The organism is Hydrogenophaga sp. PAMC20947, from assembly GCF_004795855.1.
Lineage (GTDB): Bacteria > Pseudomonadota > Gammaproteobacteria > Burkholderiales > Burkholderiaceae_C > Hydrogenophaga.
In genome coordinates, this window is the sequence record NZ_CP039252.1 from 2,483,239 (window position 1) to 2,503,589 (window position 20,351).

The following is a 20,351-nucleotide window of genomic DNA, read 5'->3' on the forward strand; positions in this document are numbered from 1 at the left end:
GTTCCCCGTCAGAAAGCCATCCATGAGCCAGCCGCGCCGCCTTTTCGTCACCACCGCCCTGCCCTACGCCAACGGCCACTTCCACATTGGCCACATCATGGAATACATCCAGGCCGACATCTGGGTGCGGTTCCAGCGCATGCAGGGCAATGAAGTGCATTTCGTCTGCGCCGACGACGCCCACGGCGCGCCCATCATGATCGCTGCCGAAAAGGCCGGCAAAACGCCCCAGCAGTTCGTGGCCGACATTGCGTCCGGTCGCAAGCCCTACCTCGACGGTTTCCACATCGCCTTCGACAACTGGCACAACACCGACGCGCCCGAGAACCACGAACTCGCGCAAGACGTGTACCGCGCGCTCAAGGCCAACGATCTGATCGAGACCCGCACCATCGAGCAGTTCTACGATACGGAAAAGGGCATGTTCCTGGCCGACCGTTTCATCAAGGGCGAGTGCCCCAAGTGCGGTACCAAAGACCAGTACGGCGACAACTGCGAAAACTGTGGCGCCGTTTACGCGCCCACCGATCTGAAGAACCCCTATTCCGCCCTGTCTGGCGCGGTTCCGGTGCTCAAGAGCTCCGATCATTTCTTCTTCAAGCTCTCCGATCCGCGCTGCATTGAATTCCTGAACCAGTGGACCAACAGCGGCGCCGTGCAACCCGAGGTGCTGAACAAGATCACCGAATGGATCGCACCGGGCGAAGACGGCAAGCCCAAAATGGGCGATTGGGACATCAGCCGCGACGCACCCTATTTCGGTATTGAGATTCCCGATGCCCCGGGCAAGTATTTCTACGTCTGGCTGGACGCGCCCATCGGCTACCTCGCGTCGCTGAAAAACTATTTTGGCAAGATCGGTGTGGACTACGACGCTTTCATGGCCGACCCGACCACCGAGCAGTACCACTTCATCGGCAAAGACATCATCACCTTCCACACGCTGTTCTGGCCGGCGATGCTGAAGTTCAGCGGGCGCAAGGTACCCAACGCCGTGTTCGTGCATGGCTTCCTCACCATCAACAACGGCGAGAAGATGAGCAAGAGCCGGGGCACCGGCCTGAACCCGCTGAAGTACCTGGAGCTCGGCATGAACCCCGAGTGGTTGCGCTACTACCTGGCGGCCAAACTCAGCGGCAAAAACGAAGACGTGGACTTCAACCCCGAAGATTTCATGCTGCGCGTCAACAGCGATCTGGTGGGCAAATACATCAACATCGCCTCTCGTGCTGCCGGCTTTATTGCCAAGCGTTTTGACGGCAAGCTGGGCGCGGCCTCGGCCGATGGCGCTGCCCTGCTGGCTTCGATCCAGAACATCGCAGGACAAGTGACCGATCTGTACGCCGAGCGCGAAACCGGCAAGGCGCTGCGCGAAATCATGCTGCAAGCGGACAAGGTCAATGCCTACGTGGATCAGAACAAACCCTGGGAGCTCGCCAAACAGGAAGGCCAGGACGCACGCCTGCAAGACGTGTGCAGCACTTGCATCGAAGCCTTCCGCCTGATCTCGATTTACCTGAAACCGGTGCTGCCTGATCTGGCGGCCAACGTCGAAGCCTTCCTCAAGGTCCAGCCACTGACGTTCGCCGACGCCGGCAACCTGCTGGGAGCGGGCCACGCCATTGGCGCCTATGCGCACCTGATGCAGCGCGTGGACGTGAAGCAGCTCGACGCGCTCTTCGAGCCTCCGCCCGCGCCGGTAGCCGAAAAATTGATTCCCGGTGGCGAGGAATTGGCCCCAACGATCTCTATCGACGACTTCGCCAAGATCGACCTGCGCATCGCCCAGATCGTCAACTGCGAAGCGGTGGAAGGCTCGGTCAAATTGCTGCGCCTGACGCTGGATGTGGGTGAAGGCCAGACCCGCAATGTGTTCAGCGGCATCGCCAGCGCCTACAAACCCGAAGAACTGGTGGGCAAGCTGACCGTGATGGTGGCCAACCTCGCCCCGCGCAAGATGAAATTCGGCGTGAGCGAAGGCATGGTGCTGGCCGCCGGCCATGCGGACGAAAAAGCCGAACCGGGCATCTACATCCTCAACCCCTGGCCTGGCGCGAAGCCGGGCATGCGGGTGCGCTGAAGCCACAAGACCAACCGGGAGCCGCTACACCGTGTTCGAACCGATCCGTGGCGCCACCAGCCTCAAGCGCACCCCCCAGACCGATCTGAAACTCGGTGGGGTGCTCGCTTTCGTGGCGGGCGCCACCAATGCGGGCGGGTTTCTCGCGGTCGGTCAGTACACGTCGCACATGACCGGCATCGTGTCTTCGGTGGCCGACCGGCTGGTGCTGGGCCAGCTGGCCTTGGCGGGTGCCGGTATCAGCGCGTTGCTGGCCTTTTTGTTCGGCGCCATGTGCACCGCCTGGCTGGTCAACTGGGGCATGCGACGCTCGCTGCACAGCGCCTACGGCCTGCCGCTGATGATTGAAGCGGTGCTGTTGCTGTTGTTTGGCCTGTTCGGTGCCACCATGAGCCTCATGACCACGGTTTTCCTGCCGCTCACAGTGGTCCTGCTGTGTTTCATCATGGGCTTGCAAAACGCCGTGATCACCAAAATTTCCCGCGCCGTGATCCGAACCACCCACGTCACCGGCCTGGTGACGGATTTCGGCATCGAACTGGGCAAGCTGTTGTACGTGAACCGGCTGCCCGGTCATCCCGCGATCCGGGCCAACCGCGAGCGCCTGCGCGTGCACGGACTGCTCATTGGTTGCTTCTTTCTGGGCGGCCTGAGTGGCGCTCTGGGCTTCAAGTACGTGGGCTATGTCAGCACAGTGCCTTTGGCGGCCCTGCTGTTGCTGCTGGTGATGCGCCCTGCACTGGAAGACTGGCGGAGCCTGCGCGCAGCCCGCACCTGATCAGTTGCGATTCAGCGCCGGATCGCTCACCGAGCCGGTCGACACCACCCTGAAATCGCTGTCAAACACCGCAGTGAAAATGCGCGAATCGCTGTCGTTGGGCCCGTCGTGGTAACGCCAGTCGTAATGGGTTTCGCGCTTGAGGTCGAAGGTGGTGATTTTCATGGGCTTGCCCAACATGCGGCGAACCGCCTCCATGGGCATGCCAGGCACCACATCGGCAAAGTTGCGGGGGGTCAGCACCTGGCGCAATGCGGTCATTTTTCCGTCGGCACCGATGGTGATCTGGTAGTTCTGGTAGCCCGCCGGCTGCCGGTTGTATTCGTACACCTGGGCCCCATCCTCACCGTCCCAGACTGCTTCGGGCGCGCCAAAACGCTCGCGCACATCGGCCTCGGTCGAAACGCCCTCTTCCAGCTCGCTGATGTTTTGCACATCGCAGGCCGTGAGCGTGACCGCCAGCAAAAGCGCGCCCAGCCATGGACCTGAACGACGCATCACAGAAGGGGAAAGATGGATCATGGTTGGCAGCGCCCTGAAAACAACAACAAATTTCAGTGTAAACCCCACCCAGCGCCGCACCCTGCCCCATAGCATTACCCGTTGCATTACCCGTTGCCAAAGGTAACATGTGACCACCATGTTCAAAGCCCCTCCGCTGGCAGCGTTTCGCCCCCGCCTGATGCAAGACCTGCGGGGCTACAGCGGCGAACGCCTGGCGCGAGACGTGGGCGCAGGCGCCACCGTCGGCATTGTGGCCCTTCCATTGGCCATGGCCTTTGCCATCGCCAGTGGACTCAAGCCCGAAGCAGGCCTCTGGACGGCCATCATCGCGGGGTTCGTGATCTCGGCCCTGGGCGGAACATCCGTCCAGATCGGTGGCCCGGCGGGCGCCTTCATCGTGATCGTCTACGGCATCGTCGAGCGCTACGGCGTGGCCAATCTGCTGATCGCCACCACCAGCGCGGGCGTGTTGCTCTTCCTGCTGGGACTCTTCCGCCTGGGCACCCTGGTGCGCTATGTGCCGGTCAGTGTGGTGATTGGCTTCACCAACGGCATAGCCGTGCTGATCGGCCTTTCGCAGCTCAGAGACCTCATGGGGCTGGACATCACCAAGATGCCTGCGGATTTTTTCGGCCAGCTCCATGCCCTGGCCCTGCACCTGGGCAGCATCAATCTGCACGCGCTGGGGCTGGGCGTGCTGTGCGTCGTGGGGCTGTTCATCTGGCCACGGCTGTGGGCCGTGGACTCCCAGTTTCGACGCCAGCTGGACCAGATCGATACGGTGAGCGCGCTGCGCGCCACCTCCCGCTTGCCGGCGCCGGTGGTGGCCTTGGTGAGTTTGTCCCTGCTTTCGTGGGCCATGGAGTTCCCGGTTGAAACCATTGGCACCCGCTTTGGCGGCATTCCCCAGACCGTGCCTGCTTTCGCCTTGCCAGATTTCTCATGGGAGACGGTCCGGTTGCTGGTCACGCCCACGTTGACCATCGCGCTGCTGGGCGCAATCGAATCGTTGTTGTGCGCACGCGTGGCCGATCAGCTCAGCGAGACCCCCAAGCACGACCCCAACCAGGAGCTCATGGCCCAAGGCATTGCCAACGCCATCGTGCCTTTTTTTGGCGGCATGCCCGCCACCGGCACCATCGCCCGCACCGTGACCAACATCCGCGCGGGCGCAACATCCCCCGTGGCGGGCATCGTCCACGCCGCCACACTGGCGGCCGTGGTCCTGCTCGCTGCGCCTCTGGCCCAGCACATCCCGCTCGCCGTGCTGGCGGGTGTGCTGCTGTTTGTGGCCTGGAACATGGGCGAGTGGCGCGAATTCGGGCGCCTGAAACACTTCACCAACCACTACCGGCTGATGCTGGTGTCCACTTTCCTGGCCACGGTGATTTTTGATCTCACCGTGGCGGTGGAGCTCGGGCTGGTGATGGCCTGCGTGCTGTTTGTGAGGCGCCAGAGTGAGGTTTTCCGGGCCGACCCACAGGCGGCTCCAGCGGCCGGAACCCTGCGCTACGCCCTGTATGGGTCTTTGTTTTTCGGAGCCACCGCCAAAATCGACCCCATCGTGGCCGCTGTCGAGAGCAGCGCTGCGCCGGTACACGTTGAGCTGGAGGCCTCCCGACTGGTCTCACTCGACACCACCGGTCTCGACGCGCTGGAGCAGTTGCACAAAGCCATTCACAAACGCGGCGGGCAGCTCACCATGAGCGGCCTCAACCCCCAGCCACGCTCACTCATCGAGCGATCCGGCTTTGCCATGCGCCTGCAAGGCTGGGAGGCCGCCGAAGCCAGTCAGGCGCCCGAGGCCGAGGCCCGGTAAAATCGCCCTTTTGCCCATCTAGGCGCCCTGGCGCTGACCACCATGTCCATCTTCGCCCGCCCCCACTACACCTCCGACGCGACGCAGTTCCTCGACCAGCTCAAGACCGCCAAGCCTCAGATGGAGCAGGAGCAGCGCCTGGGGCGCTCGCTGCTGTGGGACAAACAGATCGACCGCGACTTCCAGACCCAGGCCGAAGCAGGCCAGATCGCCCAGCAGCCTTACGTCTACCAGGCCGGCTCGGACCACACCTGATCCCCCACACCGAGCCCGCCGCAGGATCGCCGCGCCATGACGACGAGTGACCCCACCGAGCTCGACGCGCCTCCCGAAGGGCTGGAGGCGGTGCTGCCCGCGGTCGTCGACCAGGTCGCTCTGGCCCGACTCTATGGTGAACCCCTGTTCGCCATGCCCAGGGACTTGTACATCCCGCCCGATGCGCTCCAGGTGTTTCTCGAGGCCTTTGAGGGCCCGCTGGACTTGCTGCTCTACCTGATCCGCAAGCAAAACTTCAACATCCTCGACATCCCCATGGCTGCGGTGACGCGGCAATACCTGAGCTATGTGGACGAGATCCGGGCCACCAACCTGGAGCTGGCGGCGGAATACCTGCTGATGGCGGCCATGCTGATCGAGATCAAGTCGCGCATGCTGCTGCCACCCAAGAAGGTGGCCGAAGGGGAAGAAGCCGAAGATCCCCGCGCTGAGCTGGTGCGCCGCTTGCTGGAATACGAACAGATGAAGCTTGCCGCCCACCGGTTGGCCGAGCTGCCGCAATACGGCAGAGACTTCCTGCGGGCCCAGGTTCATGTGGAGCAATCGCTGGCACCCCGCTTCCCCGATGTGCACCCGATCGATCTGCAAAGCGCCTGGCGCGACATCCTCAAACGCGCCAAGCTCGTTCAACACCACAAAATCAGCCGCGAGGAGCTCTCGGTGCGCGAGCACATGAGCATCGTGCTGCGGCACCTGCAGGGCAAGCGCTTCGTCGAGTTTGCCGATTTGTTCGATCCCACCCGTGGCTCACAGGTCTTGGTCGTCACCTTCATCGCCACGCTTGAACTGGCCAAGGAAACCCTGATCGAACTTACCCAAGCCGAGGCGTTTGCGCCCATCTACGTGCGCCTGGCTTACACCCCCAACTGATCGTTGCATTCGCTGTCCCCTGCCGGCTTGCAACGATCTCCCCACCCATTCCCTCCAGTTTGTCTGCCATGAGCGCCCCACACCATTCCTTTGACGTTCTCATCATCGGCAGCGGCCTGGCTGGCCTGACCGCCGCACTTCGTCTGGCGGCCACCCACCGCGTGGCGGTGATCACCAAGCGCGGTATTTCTGACGGCTCCAGCAACTGGGCCCAGGGCGGTATCGCCGCCGTGCTCGCCGAAGGCGACAGCTACGCTTCGCATGTGGACGACACCCTGGTGGCCGGCGCGGGCCTGTGCGACCTCGAAGCCACCAAACTCACGGTAGAAAACGCGCCCGCGGCCATCGCCTGGTTGCAAGAACTGGGCGTTCCTTTTTCCACCGAGCAAGGCGAACTGCACCTCACCCGCGAAGGCGGCCACAGCCACCGCCGCATCGTGCACGCCACCGATGCCACTGGCGCGGCCGTGCAAAAAACCCTCAGCGAACGCGCCCGCGCCACGCCCGGCATCACCTTCTTTGAGAACCACATGCTGGTGGACCTCATCACCGACGCCAAACTTGGGCGCAGCCACCCCGCAGGCGAATCCTCCCGCTGCCACGGCGCCTACGTGCTCGATGTCGAACAAGACGTTATCGAGACCTTCCAGGCCACCCACACCATCCTGGCCACTGGCGGCGCGGGCAAGGTGTACCTGTACACCACCAATCCCGACACCGCCACCGGCGACGGCATCGCAGCGGCCTGGCGGGCGGGCTGCCGGGTGGGCAACATGGAATTTATCCAGTTCCATCCCACCTGCCTCTACCACCCCCATGCCAAGAGTTTTCTGATCACCGAAGCCGTGCGCGGCGAGGGTGGCCAGCTCAAACTGCCCGCACGCCTGGGCAGCCACCGCTTTATGCCCGATCACGACGAGCGCGCCGAGCTCGCTCCGCGCGACGTCGTGGCCCGCGCGATTGACTTCGAGATGAAGCGACATGGCCTGGACTGCGTCTACCTCGACATCTCGCACCAGTCCCCCGAATTCATCCACGAGCACTTCCCCAATATCCTGGCGCGCTGCGCCGAGCTGGGCATCGACATCACCAAGGAACCCATTCCTGTGGTGCCGGCCGCGCACTACACCTGCGGTGGCGTGGTCACCGACCTGGCTGGCCGCACCGACCTCTCGGGCCTGTACGCGGTCGGCGAGACCACGTGCACCGGCCTGCACGGCGCCAACCGGCTGGCCAGCAACTCGCTGGTGGAGTGCATGGTGTTCGCTCAAGCTGCGGTGGCCGCCATTCAAAAGGCCAGCATCAGCCCGGCGGCCGATCTGCCCGCCTGGGACGACAGCCGCGTGACCGACGCCGACGAAATGGTCGTGATCTCCCACAACTGGGACGAACTGCGCCGCTTCATGTGGGACTACGTTGGCATCGTGCGCACCGACAAGCGGCTGGAAAGAGCCGCCCACCGCATCTCCCTGCTGCAGCGGGAAATCCATGAGTTCTATTCGCAGTTCCACGTCACGCGTGACTTGCTGGAACTGCGCAATCTGGTCCAGGTGGCCGACCTCATCGTGATGTCCGCGTTGATGCGCCACGAAAGCCGCGGTCTGCACTTCAGCCGGGACTACCCCGACCTGCTTCCCGTGGCCAAACCCACCATCCTGGCGCCTCCCAGCCGCTAAATCCAGCCAGACGCAGCCGGACATCAGTGGTCCCGCTGCGCGAGCCCATTTCTCGCGCTACAGTAACGGTATGTCCGTTTCTGATGCACCCGACCTTATCCATGCCCCTCCCGCCCCGGCTCAGGTCGCTGCGGCGAGCGCGGCTGCGGCCAGTTTCGCCGCTCTGGAAAGCAAGCTGGTGTATCTCAGCGCGGCCGATATCGAACAGGTGAAACAGGCCTACCGGTTTGCCGATGAAGCCCATCTGGGCCAGTTGCGCAAAAGCGGCGACCCCTACATCACCCACCCCATTGCGGTCGCAGCGCAGTGCGCCGAATGGAAACTCGACGCCCAGGCCCTGATGGCGGCCTTGATGCACGACTCCATCGAAGACTGCGGCATCACCAAGGAAGACCTGGTGCAACGCTTTGGCTCACCGGTGGCTGAGCTGGTCGATGGGCTGACCAAACTGGAGCGGCTCGAATTTGACACCCGCGAGGAAAATCAGGCCGAGTCCTTCCGAAAGATGCTGCTGGCCATGGCCAAGGATGTGCGTGTCATCCTGATCAAGCTGGCCGACCGCACCCACAACATGCGCACCATGGGCGACATGCCGCGCAGCAAATGGAAGCGCATCAGCAATGAAACACTGGAAATTTACGCGCCCATTGCCCACCGCCTCGGGTTGAATTTCACCTACCGCGAACTGCAAGACCTCGCCTTTCGCTTCCTGCACCCTTGGCGCTATGAAGTGCTCAACAAAGCGCTGAGCAAGTCCCGCGGCCGCCGCACCGATTTCATCGGGCGGGTTCAGCGTGAGGTGGAGGCGTGCTTTGCTGACCAAAAAATGCCGGTGCGCATCATGGGTCGCGAAAAGACGCTGTATTCCGTCTACCGCAAGATGGACATGAAACACCTGACCTTTTCACAGGTCACCGACATCTATGGTTTTCGCATTGTCGTACCCGACCTCACCGACTGCTACACCGGCCTGGGCGTGTTGCACCAGCTCTACAAGCCACTGCCGGGCAAGTTCCGCGATTACGTCGCTATCCCCAAGGTCAATGGCTACCAGTCGCTGCACACCACGCTGATCGGCCCCTTCGGCACCAACATCGAATTTCAGTTGCGCACCCACGCCATGGACGTGGTCGCGGAATCGGGCGTGGCGGCCCACTGGCTTTACAAAGCGAGCGAACCAGGCAGCGACACTTCGCAGCGCCTGGGCGCACAGTGGCTGCAATCCCTGCTCGATATCCAGCAGGAAACGCACGACGCCAGCGAGTTCTGGGATCACGTCAAAATCGACCTTTTCCCCGATGCGGTCTACGTGTTCACCCCCAAGAGCAAGATCCTGGCCCTGCCCCGCGGTGCCACGATCATGGATTTTGCCTACGCCATCCACAGCGACGTGGGCAATCGGGCGACCGCAGCCAAAGTCAACGGCGAGCTGATGCCGTTGCGCTCCGAAGTCACCAATGGCGATGTGGTGGAGATCATCACGGGCGACGCGGCCGAGCCGAATCCAGCCTGGTTGTCGTTTGTCAAAACCGGACGCGCCCGCTCCAAGATCCGCCACCACCTCAAAACCCTGGCGGAAGAAAAGTCGCTGGAATGGGGCGAGCGCATGCTCACCCAGGCCCTGCGCTCTGAAGGCATCGCGCGCCTGCCCGAAACCGATGGGCCTTACAAAGCCACCTGGGACAAGCTGCTGCGCTTCTCGGGCAACAAGTCCCACGCCGAGCTGCTCTCCGACATCGGTATGGGCAAACGCATCGCCAGCATGGTGGGCAAAAAACTCGCGATGCTGCTGGCGGAAACAGGGCTCAAGCCCGACGCGTTGCTCCTCAGCACCGAGCGCTACGCGACCGGGCAAGACGGCTCAGTCGTACAAGGCGTGGTCAGCCTGGACGGCAGCGAAGGCCTTTCGGTGCAATATGGATCGTGTTGCAAGCCCATTCCGGGCGACCGCATCGTCGGCTATCTGGGGCGCGGCGAAGGCCTGGTGGTCCACGCCGAAGACTGCGCCGCTGGCAAACGCCTGCTCGCACGCGACAGCGAACGGTTCCTCCCCGTGGAATGGGCAGAAGAGCCCGTGCGTTCGTTCGAAACCGATATCGTGGTCACCGTCACCAACGGCAAGGGCGTGCTCGCCCGGGTGGCTTCGGCCATTGCCGCCGCCGAAGGTGACATCACCCACGTCAACATGGGCGAAGAGCGGCCGCAGACCGCCACCGATATTCGCTTCATCATTGCTGTGCGCGGGCGCGTTCACCTGGCCGACGTGTTGCGCAGCCTCAAGCGCACGCCATCGGTGCTCAAGGCCCAGCGCTACAAACCGATAAAAAATTGATCAAGGCGGAGCCCCCTCCTGCCCGCTACCGGGAACGCCAGGTGGCGGGTAGTCCACCTCCACCACCTCCAGCTCCTGAACCCCGCCCGGCACCAGCAGGCGAATCGTTTCACCCAGTCGAGTCTTCAGCAGTGCCCGCGCCATGGGCGACACCCAGCTGATTTGCCCCAGGGCGCTGTTGGCTTCATCCACCCCCAGAATGGTCACCGTGGTTTCTTCGCCATCCGGGTCTGCCACCACCACCGTGGCGCCAAAAAACACCTGGTCGCCCCCGTGGTGCAGCGATGGATCGACGACCTCCGCGATTTCCAGCCGCTGCGTGAGAAACCGTATGCGCCGGTCGATTTCACGCAGGCGTTTTTTGCCATAGAGGTAGTCGCCGTTCTCTGAGCGATCCCCATTGCTCGCCGCCCAATGCACGATCTCCACGATCTTGGGACGCTCTTCGTCGATCAGCGCAAACAGCTCGGCACGCAACCGCTCATACCCACCGCGGGTGATGTAGTTCTTGCCATCTGGCGTAACCAGCGGGGTCAGCGGCGCGCCGTCATCGTCATCGTTGTCCGAATCGGGCTCGCGGGTAAATGCTTTGCTCATGGGTGGGGCACCTACTGGCTTGAGAGGCGGAAATGAAAAAGCCCGCAGCGTTTCGGCTGCGGGCTATTCATTTGGTGCGGCTGGCAGGAATTGAACCCACGACCCCTTGGTTCGTAGCCAAGTACTCTATCCAGCTGAGCTACAGCCGCTAAGCTGCGCATTGTAGCATGGGTTTTTGGTAGGCCGTGACAGACTTGAACTGTCGACCAAAGGATTATGAGTCCTCTGCTCTAACCAACTGAGCTAACGGCCCTTGCGGCTAGCATTGTAGGCGCTGTGGGGAGTGGGACTTCGAGCGAATGGATTTCAGCCACCCTTGGGGTGGCTCAGCGCATTGCTCACCAGCTTGGATGTCACATCGACAATCTGGATCATGCGGTCATAGGGCATGCGCTGCGGGCCGATCACGCCCAGTGTGCCCACCACCTGCCCGTCCACCTCATAGGGCGCGGTCACCACGGACAAATCTTCAAACGGCACCACCTGGCTCTCGCCCCCGATGTAGATGCGCACGCCCTCGGCCTGGGCGGACACATCCAGCAAACGGATCAGCTGTGTTTTCTGTTCAAACAGATCAAACATGCGCCGCAGGTTGCCCATGTCGTTGGAAAACTCGCTCACCGACAACAGGTTGCGCTCCCCCGAGACCATCACGTCTTCGGTCGAATCGTCTGCGTCGGCGTCAATGTTCACCGCCGCCTGCATCAATACAGCGATCTCGCCGCGCAAGGCTTCAACCTCGGTCTTGAGCCGTTTGCGCACTTCTTCCATGGTCAAGCCCGCGTAATGGGCATTGAGAAAATTGGCCGCTTCCAGCAACTGGGACTGCGTGAAGCTGGTCTGGGTATGAATGATGCGGTTTTGCACATCGCCATCGGGCGACACCAGGATGACCAGCACACGCCGCTCAGACAAGCTCAAAAACTCGATGTGCCGAAACACCGATGCTCGGCGGGGTGCTACCACCACGCCGACAAACTGAGACAGGCTGGACAGCATCTGCGCCGCACTGCTGAGCACCCGCTGTGGCTGTCCGGCGTCCAGCCCTCGCCCACCCATGTCGCTCACCGGCGTCAGGCCATCGCGGCGAACCGTCAACATGGTGTCTACAAACAAGCGGTAGCCCCTGGCGGTGGGGATGCGCCCTGAAGAAGTGTGGGGGCTGGCAATCAGGCCCAGCTCTTCCAGATCGCTCATCACATTGCGGATCGTCGCAGGGGAGAGCTCCAGCCCCGCGGCTTTGGCCAACGTGCGCGAACCCACGGGCTGTCCGTCGTCGATATAGCGCTCGACGAGCGCTTTGAGCAGGCGTTTGGCGCGGTCATCGAGCATAGAACCCTATTTTAGAGACTGCGGGTTGTTCTGTGCGGCCGCACAGAGGCGCACGCCACCCAAAGTGTTGTGGGCAGCGTGAAACACAGGCACGCAGATTGCTATGAACTTTGTAGCCAGCCAACGGGCCTTTGAAACCGGCCTGTGCCGATGCGAAATGCATTCTCATGGTGCATTTCGCAAATCTGCAGCTGGCAACGCAACGGTGCTGCAGGTTTTATGGGTCTCCCCGCGAGGGTGGCCGACTGCGGTTCCCTGTGTTTGCCCTGTCCTCTTCATCCGGAGAAAATGCAATGAAAGCTGTTCTAAAGCGCCACCTGGCAATGGGAACCACCCTTGTCCTGACCTCCCTGGCTGTGCACGCTCAAGGTGCGCCGTTGATCTATGGCCTGGTTGACTTGAGCATCGGCTCCACCAAAGCACCCGGAGGCACTTCGTCCACCACGCTGGACAGCGGAAAGATGACCACCAGCTTCATCGGGCTCGGCGCGTCAGAAGATCTCGGCGGGGGGCTGTCTGCTACTGCGCGTTTCGAAAGTTTTCTTCGCGCCAACACGGGCGGTCTCGGCCGATTCTATGGCGACCCCGCTTTTTCGCGAACAGCGTCTGTGAGCCTGTCCAGCAAAACTTTGGGGACACTTTCACTCGGCAGGAACACCACGGCACTCTTTGTTTCCACGCTGCTGTTCAATGCGTTCGGCGACTCCTTCGGCTACTCGCCCAGCATCCGCCACTATTTCACCAGTGGCACAGTGACGGGCGATACCGGTTGGAGCGACTCGTTCGCCTACAGCAGCCCCTCTCTGGGTGGTGTTCGGTTTGGGGTAGCGGGCGCCACCAAGACCAACGGCACAGATGAAAGCGACGGAAGCAACTGGAGCCTCAACCTGGGCTATGGATCGGGGCCCTTGACAAGTTCCATCGTGGTGCAGCGTGTCACCAAAGACGGAACGAGCCCGGTCGACGACACCCGAACCGCACAGATCGGGGGCGCCTACGACTTCGGTGCCGCTAAAGTTTTTGCGCAATACGGGGAAGTGGAAAACCTGACCACGTCTGCCAAATACAAGGTATCTGGCCTCGGCGCACGCTTTCCCGTCGGCACCAGCGCGCTGGTGGCCCAGTGGGGTCACCTGAACGCTTCGGAGAGTGATGACCGGAACACCTTGTCGGTTGGCATGCTTCACAACCTGTCCAAGCGCACCGAACTGTATGCAGTGGCCATGCACGACAAGGTCGAAGGCATCAGCAGCGGCGCAGGCTATTCGGTGGGTATCCGGCACCGCTTTTGAACGTGAAGGCAGGGGTGCTGCCAAAGCCCGCTCAAACACTGGCAGCGCGCCCTGTCACCACCCGTTTCGCAAGGGTTAACCGGCAGGTCATATTCAAAGGCCTATGTTGTAATTCGACAATGAATCTGCCGGCTTCCCACCTTCAACGCACGACGTTTCCAGTCCCGAGGAAGCTTCGTTTTGCGCACGTCGTCATCATCGGGAAGTACCAGGCGCCAGGATCGCGCGATTTGGTTGAAGAAGTGGCCCACTTTCTGCACGATCAGGGCTGTGATGTTTCTCTGGAGCGTGACACAGCGCTCAACACGGGCCTGCTGCAATACCCTTCACTGGATGTGCATGCCATGGGAACAACCTGCGACCTCGCCCTGGTGGTGGGCGGCGACGGCACCATGCTGGGCATCGGCCGGCAGCTGGCCCAGTACGGCGTGCCCCTGGTGGGCATCAACCAGGGGCGTCTCGGCTTCATCACCGACATCCCGCTGGAGGGTTACCCCGACAAACTGCACGCCATTCTCCACGGCGAATACGAAGAAGACGCCCGTTCACTGATGGCGGCCAGCGTCTGGCGCGACGGCCGCTGCGTGTTTGAGGCCACAGCCTTGAACGATGTGGTGGTCAACCGGGGCGGCGCGGCCAGCATGATCGAGCTGCGTGTCGAGGTGGATGGCCATTTCGTGGCCAACCAGCGGGCCGATGGCCTGATCATTGCCAGCTCCACCGGATCTACGGCCTACGCCTTGTCGGCCGGCGGTCCCTTGCTGCACCCGGCCATCGATGGTTGGGTCATGGCCCCGATCGCACCGCACACCCTCTCCAACCGCCCCATCGTGCTGCCGGCCCACAGCGAAGTCGCCCTGGAAATCGTGAGCGGACGAGACGCCAGCGCCAACTTCGACATGCAGTCGCTCACCAGCCTCCTGCATGGCGACCGCATCGTGGTGCGCCGTTCAGAACACACCTTGCGCCTGCTGCATCCAAAAGGCTGGAGCTATTTCGACACGCTGCGAAAAAAACTCCACTGGAACGAAGGCGGTTGAAGCGGGTGTCATCAAACCCCGTCAAAATACCGGTTTACTTCCAAGGTGTTTGCCCGCCATGAGCCTCAGACGCATCGTATTGCGCGACTTCGTCATTGTGGAGTCGCTGGACCTCGAACTCGAGGGCGGCTTCAGTGTGCTCACCGGAGAGACCGGCGCGGGCAAATCCATCCTGATTGACGCCTTGCAACTCACCCTGGGCGGGCGGTCAGACAGTGGCGTGGTGCGCGAGGGTGCTGCGCGCTGTGACATCGCGGCCGAGTTCGGCACCCCGGCCAACTTGCTGCCCTGGCTGGAAGAACAAGGTTTCAGCAACGAGGACAACAGCGTGTTGCTGCGCCGCACCGTCGACACCGACGGCCGCAGCCGCGCCTGGATCAATGGCAGCGCCGCCACCCTCGCACAGCTCAAGGTGCTGGCGAGTGAACTGGTCGACATCCACGGGCAACACGCCTGGCAAAGCCTGACCCGGGCCGACGCCGTTCGGGCCCTGCTCGACGGCTTCGCCGGCATCGACACAGCTCCCGCCCACAAGGCCTGGGGCCAGTGGCGCCTGCGCCGCAAGGCCCTGGACGCCGCCACAGAACGGCAGAACAGCCTGAGGCAGGAGAGCGATCGGCTGGCCTGGCAAATTGCCGAGGTCAACAAGCTCGCTCCAGGCGCAGACGAATGGATCGAACTCAACGCCCTGCACAGCCGCCTGGCCAATGCCCAAAGCCTGACCGACGCGGCCGAGTCTGCCCTGGCGGCGCTGGACGATCAGGACGACAGCGCGGCTGCACTGATCCACCGTGCGCTGACAGCGCTTCAGGCCCAGGCGCACATCGAGCCGGCATTTGCCAGCACCATCGAAGCGCTGGAAAGCGCCATGGCCCAGGTGCAAGACAGCGTGCACAGCCTGCACCAGTACCAGCGCCATGGCGACCAGGACCCGTCCAGCCTGGAAACCCTGGACGAACGCCTCGCGCTGTGGATCTCGCTGGCGAGGCGTTTTCGACGCCCGCCGGAAGACCTCAGCGCCTTGCACTCCGAATGGAAAGTCGAACTCGCGCAAATCGATCAGGCACTCGATCTCGAGACGCTCACCCAGGCCGAACGTTCCGCCTGGAAAATCTTCCAGACTGAAATCCAGAGCCTGAGCAAACAACGCCAGAAAGCGGCGCCCCGCCTCGCTGAGGCCGTGACCGACACCATGCAGACCCTGGGCCTGCAAGGCGGTCGTTTTGAAGTGGCGCTGAACAAGCTGGACGAACCACAGGCCCACGGCTGGGAACAGGTCGAATTCCTGGTGGCAGGCCACGCTGGTGTGACCCCCAAGCCAGTGGGCAAGGTTGCGTCGGGTGGCGAGCTGTCCCGGATCGCTCTCGCCATCTCTGTGGTCACCAGCCAACTGGGACAGGCCCCTACCCTGATCTTCGATGAGGTGGACTCGGGCATCGGTGGTGCCGTGGCACACACCGTGGGTCAGCTCCTGCGCCAACTCGGCAAAGACCGGCAAGTGCTGGCGGTAACCCACCTGCCCCAGGTGGCTGCCTGCGCCGATCAGCACCTGCTGGTCAGCAAGCAACAACACAAACAACAGACGTTGAGTTCGGTCACCCCCATCGCAACTGAAGAGCGGGTGCTCGAGCTGGCCCGCATGCTGGGCGGCAGCGCCCAGTCCGAAGTCTCGCTCGCCCATGCCCGCGAACTGCTCACCGCATGAAACCTGTCCAAAGTTCCTCACCGCCCTCACAGCAACCCATTGAATTGGTGTTGATCACCGGCATGTCCGGTTCCGGCAAATCCGTGGCGCTCACCGCGCTGGAAGACCTGGGGTTTTACTGTGTCGACAACCTCCCTCCCGAGCTGCTGGCAACGTTCATCGCGCTGGAACAAAGCCACCGGGCCAGCAAAGTGGCCATCGCCATGGACGTGCGCAGCGCCGACTCTTTGCCGGGCTTGCCCGAACGCCTGGCCCGCGTCATCGACGATCCCGAGCAGAACATCCACCTGCGCATTGTGTTTCTGGACACGGCCACAGACATTCTGGTGCGCCGCTTCTCGGAGACACGTCGGCGCCACCCCCTTTCGCTCAAACAGACCGACGACCAGCACCAGGCCCTCACCGATGCGATCGAACACGAGCGCGAACTGCTGGCCGAATTGCGCGAGCAAGCGCTGGTGATCGATACCGGCCTGAGCCGGCCCGCCGAGTTGCGCAGCCAGATCAAAGATTTGCTCGGCACCCAGCACGCACCGCTGACGCTGGTCTTCGAATCGTTCGCGTTCAAGCGCGGCGTGCCCATGGACGCTGATTTTGTCTTTGACGTGCGCATGTTGCCCAACCCGCACTACGAGCCGGAGCTCAAACCCCTCACGGGGCGCGATGCGCCAGTGGCATCGTTTCTGGGCCGGCAGCCTGAGGTGGCCGACATGCAGCAGCACATCACCGATTTCCTCAGACGCTGGCTGCCACCGATGTTGAACGATCACCGCAGCTACGTCACAGTCGCCATCGGCTGCACAGGCGGCCAGCACCGTTCGGTGTACCTGGTCGAGCAGCTCGCCGCCGCGTTCACCGCCGACTGGCCCACACGGCTGCGACACCGCGAAGCGGCTCACTGGCCTGCGGTGCCCGAAGGCGCCGCTAGCCCTGCGGTTTCCGGCCGCCCTGCAACGACCTGAATCACCCGAGCCACTGAAGGCGTCACGCCCTCACGTTCGGCTTTTGATCACTGCCCCTGCTGCAGGGCATCCAGCATGGAGCGCACAGGCGCCGGCAAGCCCAGCGTCGACAAGTCTTCCCAGCGCACCCATTGCCCGACCTCTGGGTTCGGCGCGCCAGCGAGATCCGGGGTATCTACCAGCAGCGGGTGCAAACGCAGTTCCCGGTGTGTCAGGCTGTGGCTCACAGGCTCCAAATCCTGGACCACCAAACGCGCCGCGGCCCATTGGCTGCGCGCATCCAGTTCGTTGCCCCACACGGGCGGGCAATACAGGTCGGCCCAAATGCCACGGCTGGGTCGCCGCTCCAGCCAGACCCGCCGAACGCCGTCGTCGCTGCGCGAAACCAAGATGGCCAGCCACCAACTCTCGTGGCGTCGCTTGAGCGTGCGGGTCTTGACCGGAAACCGGGTCGGCTGACCACTCGCAAAGCCTTGGCAGGTGGCATGAACCGGGCAACGCTCACAGGCCGGCCGGCTGCGGGTGCAGAGCGTGGCCCCCAGGTCCATCAACCCCTGAGTGTAGGCCGCCATGTCATCACCGGTGGGTTGTTCGGGCAACAAGGCCTGAGCCAGCCCCCACAAACGCTTTTGCGCCGATGCCAGTGCCAGGTCTTCATCGAACGCCAGCAAGCGCGTCAAAACCCGGCGCACGTTGCCATCCAGGATGGACACCCGCTCGCCATGACAGAACGCCGCAATGGCCGCCGCGGTCGATGCACCAATGCCCGGCAAAGCCTGCAAGGCCAGCGCTGTATCGGGAAACACACCGCCATGCTCGGTCGATACGATTTGCGCGCAACGGTGCAAATTGCGGGCCCGGCTGTAATAACCCAGCCCGCTCCAAAGAGCCATCACATCGTCTTGGGGTGCTGCGGCCAGCACATTCACATCGGGAAACCGGGCGAGAAAGCGTGGGAAGTAGTTCAGCACCGTGCTGACCTGGGTCTGCTGCAACATCACCTCGGACAGCCAGACGCGGTAGGGATCTCTTGATCCTTGCCAGGGCAGACCGTGCCGCCCGCTGTGGCGCTGCCAGTCCACCAGCGACCGGGCAAAGCCGGTCGGCAACGGAAAGCCCGAGCTCATGCAGGCAAAGACGCAGGATCCACGCCCGAGGCGATCTCCAGCAAACGATCGGTCAACTCCACCAGCTTCGCGTCCATCATGTGCAGTTCGGTCTGCTGGACCTGCAGCTCGCGGATGCGTTCATCCAACCCGCCTGCGGCCTGCTGGATGCGCGAAACCGCTTCGATGCGGCGGCTGAAGTTGCGCCGCCGTTCGCGCAGCTGGGCGTCCAACTGCGCAGCCGCGGACTTGTTCCAGAGCTCCACCTCATTGACCGCCGTGTCAAACGTCACCCGCAAACGGCTCATCAGCGCACGGGTCAGCCGCTCGGCAAACTCAGGCTGAGCCAGCCGCAAGGCATTGCCCAGACTCAGGTACTGCACATGGCTCTTCTCGATCTGGTCGAGTTCCTTGCCGTACGAAGCCAGCTGGGGTGGCGTGGGCGCCTGAAGCGAGAAGCCGTACTCTGCATTGAGGCTCTTGAAACTGCCTTCCAGCATCGCCTGGATCTCATTGGCCAGCTCATCGGCTCGGCCCAGGTCGGCGGTGAGCCGCTCAAACGCCTGGCCGTAAGCACGGCGCACACCCAGTTTGATCCCGGGCTGCTTGAGCGCGCGTGCAAGCTCTGACACATGTTTTTTCAGGTGGGTATTGCCCAGCAAGGCAAACAGGTCTTTGAGCAACCGCAGGTGTACCGAGCGAACCGCCTGGATCTTCGCTCCACTGGCATCAAAATCGGCCTGCTCCTGCTCGATCCGCAAACGCATCTGTTTGATGACACCGGCGTTTTTGCCGCGCAAGCCTTCGAGTTCCTGAATCTGCTCAAGGATGTCGCGCGAACGGGTGTGCACCAGGCGACCGGTCTCCTGGCGCAACGCCAGAATCCCCGTGGTTACCGTCTGCCCCAGAATGCGGCGGCGCTGGCCCAGCAGGCCCTCTCCCAGCGCCCGTTCCAGCGCCATCAGGTTGCTGGCATCCAGCAATTTTTCATCGCGACTGACTTTGGCGAGCAACCCCTTTTGGGCCGAAACAGCCAACACCTGATCGGGGGGAAGACCCAGTGTTTCGGCCGAATCCGTGCGTTGCGAGGCGATCTCCAGCTGCACCTGCTCGGGCGAACTGAGGGCGTCCCACATGGTGTCGATCTTGTTGAGCACCACCAGACGCGACTCGGCGTCTTTGTTCAGCACGGTGAGGTGCTCGCGCCAGATGCTCAAATCGGACTTGGTCACGCCGGTGTCGGCGGCCAGAATGAAAACCACGGCGTGCGCCTGTGGCAACAGGCTCACGGTCAGCTCGGGCTCCGCGCCAATGGCGTTGAGGCCCGGCGTGTCCAGGATCACCAGGCCTTGCTTGAGCAACGGATGGGCGAGATTGATCAGGGCATGGCGCCATTTCGGCACCTCGATCAGCCCATCAGGGCCGGCCAGCGGATTCTCTTGTGGCGTCTCGTCGTTCCAGAAGCCCAGCTTGGCCGCTTCGTCGCGGCTGACCCGGCGCACTTCCGCCACCTTTTGAATGGCTTTGGCCAGCTGCTGGGGATCGTTGACATCCAGCTTCACGCGCTCCCATTTGTCGGGGGCGTTGCGCCAGTCTTGCAGCGACTGCGGCTGCAAGCGTGTTTCAATGGGCAGCAGGCGCAGGCAAGGCGGGACGGAGGCGTCGTAACCGAGCTCCGTCGGGCACATGGTTGTTCGACCCGCACTCGCCGGCATGATGCGACGGCCATAGCCCGCGAAGAACATCGCATTGATCAGCTCGGACTTGCCGCGCGAGACCTCCGCCACAAAAGCGACCATGATCTGGTCGTTTTTTACTTGGGCATGCAACTGGTCCAGCCGCTCGTGCACGCCCGCTTCCAGCAAATCGTGGTCGGTCAACCACTCGGACAACAGCTTGAGCCGCAAAGCGAATTGTTTGCGCCAAGCGCCGTGCTCGTCAAATTCCTGATTGAAGCTCATGGGCCGATGGGTAAGGTATGG

At 62.7% G+C, this 20,351-nt stretch carries 16 protein-coding genes and 2 tRNA genes; 11 read left to right on the forward strand and 7 right to left on the reverse strand.

What is annotated here, in order from left to right:
- Positions 1-22 precede the first annotated feature (22 nt).
- Together metG and E5678_RS11155 are read left to right on the forward strand one after the other, a co-directional pair.
- Positions 23-2,080 carry a methionine--tRNA ligase gene (metG, locus tag E5678_RS11150; protein WP_136178596.1) on the forward strand — a complete coding sequence of 686 codons (2,058 nt, stop codon included), beginning with the start codon at positions 23-25 and terminating at the stop codon, positions 2,078-2,080.
- A 31-nt stretch (positions 2,081-2,111) separates the two neighbouring features.
- Entirely contained in the window at positions 2,112-2,858 is a 747-nt protein-coding gene (locus E5678_RS11155; RefSeq protein WP_247596747.1) for a YoaK family protein, read from the forward strand.
- Here the strand turns inward: E5678_RS11155 and bamE are convergent, their stop codons facing one another.
- On the reverse strand, positions 2,859-3,356 hold the full coding sequence (bamE, locus tag E5678_RS11160; protein WP_210731900.1) for an outer membrane protein assembly factor BamE: 498 nt from the start codon (positions 3,354-3,356) through the stop codon (positions 2,859-2,861).
- 142 nt (positions 3,357-3,498) lie between these two features.
- Between bamE and E5678_RS11165 the strand changes: the two genes are divergently transcribed.
- The 5 genes from E5678_RS11165 (at position 3,499) to E5678_RS11185 (ending at position 10,335) form a co-directional block, all read left to right on the forward strand.
- On the forward strand, positions 3,499-5,181 hold the full coding sequence (locus E5678_RS11165; protein WP_136178598.1) for a SulP family inorganic anion transporter: 1,683 nt from the start codon (positions 3,499-3,501) through the stop codon (positions 5,179-5,181).
- Between the two features lie 42 nt (positions 5,182-5,223).
- Positions 5,224-5,436, forward strand: coding sequence for a DUF3460 family protein (locus tag E5678_RS11170; protein ID WP_136178599.1), 213 nt, complete (start codon positions 5,224-5,226; stop codon positions 5,434-5,436).
- A 36-nt stretch (positions 5,437-5,472) separates the two neighbouring features.
- Entirely contained in the window at positions 5,473-6,327 is an 855-nt protein-coding gene (locus E5678_RS11175; RefSeq protein WP_136178600.1) for a ScpA family protein, read from the forward strand.
- Between the two features lie 68 nt (positions 6,328-6,395).
- Positions 6,396-8,003: an L-aspartate oxidase gene (nadB, locus tag E5678_RS11180; protein ID WP_136178601.1), complete on the forward strand. Its 1,608-nt coding sequence runs from the start codon at positions 6,396-6,398 to the stop codon at positions 8,001-8,003.
- A 70-nt stretch (positions 8,004-8,073) separates the two neighbouring features.
- Entirely contained in the window at positions 8,074-10,335 is a 2,262-nt protein-coding gene (locus E5678_RS11185) for a bifunctional (p)ppGpp synthetase/guanosine-3',5'-bis(diphosphate) 3'-pyrophosphohydrolase (RefSeq protein WP_136178602.1), read from the forward strand.
- On the opposite strand, the gene greB is transcribed toward E5678_RS11185, so the two are convergent.
- The 4 genes from greB to hrcA form a co-directional block, all read right to left on the reverse strand.
- Entirely contained in the window at positions 10,336-10,932 is a 597-nt protein-coding gene (greB, locus tag E5678_RS11190; protein ID WP_136178603.1) for a transcription elongation factor GreB, read from the reverse strand.
- 72 nt (positions 10,933-11,004) lie between these two features.
- Positions 11,005-11,081, reverse strand: a tRNA-Arg gene (locus E5678_RS11195).
- A gap of 27 nt (positions 11,082-11,108) precedes the next feature.
- Positions 11,109-11,185, reverse strand: a tRNA-Ile gene (locus E5678_RS11200).
- 53 nt (positions 11,186-11,238) lie between these two features.
- Entirely contained in the window at positions 11,239-12,264 is a 1,026-nt protein-coding gene (hrcA, locus tag E5678_RS11205; protein ID WP_136178604.1) for a heat-inducible transcriptional repressor HrcA, read from the reverse strand.
- Positions 12,265-12,557: 293 nt separating this feature from the next.
- Here hrcA and E5678_RS11210 point away from each other — a divergent pair, with 293 nt between their 5' ends.
- The 4 genes from E5678_RS11210 (at position 12,558) to rapZ (ending at position 17,263) form a co-directional block, all read left to right on the forward strand.
- The gene (locus tag E5678_RS11210; protein WP_168708545.1) at positions 12,558-13,556 is read left to right on the forward strand and encodes a porin; all 999 of its coding nucleotides are present in this window, start codon (positions 12,558-12,560) and stop codon (positions 13,554-13,556) included.
- A 119-nt stretch (positions 13,557-13,675) separates the two neighbouring features.
- A complete protein-coding gene (locus tag E5678_RS11215; RefSeq protein WP_136178606.1) occupies positions 13,676-14,596 on the forward strand; it encodes an NAD kinase in 921 nt (306 codons plus the stop codon).
- 58 nt (positions 14,597-14,654) lie between these two features.
- Entirely contained in the window at positions 14,655-16,301 is a 1,647-nt protein-coding gene (gene recN / locus E5678_RS11220) for a DNA repair protein RecN (RefSeq protein WP_136178607.1), read from the forward strand.
- The gene (gene rapZ / locus E5678_RS11225; RefSeq protein WP_136178608.1) at positions 16,298-17,263 is read left to right on the forward strand and encodes an RNase adapter RapZ; all 966 of its coding nucleotides are present in this window, start codon (positions 16,298-16,300) and stop codon (positions 17,261-17,263) included. The genes recN and rapZ overlap by 4 nt, the downstream gene beginning before the upstream one ends.
- A gap of 47 nt (positions 17,264-17,310) precedes the next feature.
- Here the strand turns inward: rapZ and mutY are convergent, their stop codons facing one another.
- Together mutY and E5678_RS11235 are read right to left on the reverse strand one after the other, a co-directional pair.
- Positions 17,311-18,390 carry an A/G-specific adenine glycosylase gene (mutY, locus tag E5678_RS11230; protein ID WP_136178609.1) on the reverse strand — a complete coding sequence of 360 codons (1,080 nt, stop codon included), beginning with the start codon at positions 18,388-18,390 and terminating at the stop codon, positions 17,311-17,313.
- Positions 18,387-20,330 carry a dynamin family protein gene (locus tag E5678_RS11235; RefSeq protein ID WP_136178610.1) on the reverse strand — a complete coding sequence of 648 codons (1,944 nt, stop codon included), beginning with the start codon at positions 20,328-20,330 and terminating at the stop codon, positions 18,387-18,389. Before E5678_RS11235 ends, mutY begins: the two co-directional genes overlap by 4 nt.
- Between the last annotated feature and the right edge of the window lie 21 nt (positions 20,331-20,351).

What these genes read in the sequence shown, in the direction of transcription:
- metG (WP_136178596.1), top strand. Translation starts at nt 23, where the DNA reads ATGAGCCAGCCGCGCCGCCTTTTCGTCACCACCGCCCTGCCCTACGCC.
- bamE (WP_210731900.1), bottom strand. Translation starts at nt 3,356, where the DNA reads ATGCGTCGTTCAGGTCCATGGCTGGGCGCGCTTTTGCTGGCGGTCACG.
- E5678_RS11165 (WP_136178598.1), top strand. Translation starts at nt 3,499, where the DNA reads ATGTTCAAAGCCCCTCCGCTGGCAGCGTTTCGCCCCCGCCTGATGCAA.
- E5678_RS11170 (WP_136178599.1), top strand. Translation starts at nt 5,224, where the DNA reads ATGTCCATCTTCGCCCGCCCCCACTACACCTCCGACGCGACGCAGTTC.
- E5678_RS11175 (WP_136178600.1), top strand. Translation starts at nt 5,473, where the DNA reads ATGACGACGAGTGACCCCACCGAGCTCGACGCGCCTCCCGAAGGGCTG.
- nadB (WP_136178601.1), top strand. Translation starts at nt 6,396, where the DNA reads ATGAGCGCCCCACACCATTCCTTTGACGTTCTCATCATCGGCAGCGGC.
- E5678_RS11185 (WP_136178602.1), top strand. Translation starts at nt 8,074, where the DNA reads ATGTCCGTTTCTGATGCACCCGACCTTATCCATGCCCCTCCCGCCCCG.
- greB (WP_136178603.1), bottom strand. Translation starts at nt 10,932, where the DNA reads ATGAGCAAAGCATTTACCCGCGAGCCCGATTCGGACAACGATGACGAT.
- hrcA (WP_136178604.1), bottom strand. Translation starts at nt 12,264, where the DNA reads ATGCTCGATGACCGCGCCAAACGCCTGCTCAAAGCGCTCGTCGAGCGC.
- E5678_RS11210 (WP_168708545.1), top strand. Translation starts at nt 12,558, where the DNA reads ATGAAAGCTGTTCTAAAGCGCCACCTGGCAATGGGAACCACCCTTGTC.
- E5678_RS11215 (WP_136178606.1), top strand. Translation starts at nt 13,676, where the DNA reads ATGAATCTGCCGGCTTCCCACCTTCAACGCACGACGTTTCCAGTCCCG.
- recN (WP_136178607.1), top strand. Translation starts at nt 14,655, where the DNA reads ATGAGCCTCAGACGCATCGTATTGCGCGACTTCGTCATTGTGGAGTCG.
- rapZ (WP_136178608.1), top strand. Translation starts at nt 16,298, where the DNA reads ATGAAACCTGTCCAAAGTTCCTCACCGCCCTCACAGCAACCCATTGAA.
- mutY (WP_136178609.1), bottom strand. Translation starts at nt 18,390, where the DNA reads ATGAGCTCGGGCTTTCCGTTGCCGACCGGCTTTGCCCGGTCGCTGGTG.
- E5678_RS11235 (WP_136178610.1), bottom strand. Translation starts at nt 20,330, where the DNA reads ATGAGCTTCAATCAGGAATTTGACGAGCACGGCGCTTGGCGCAAACAA.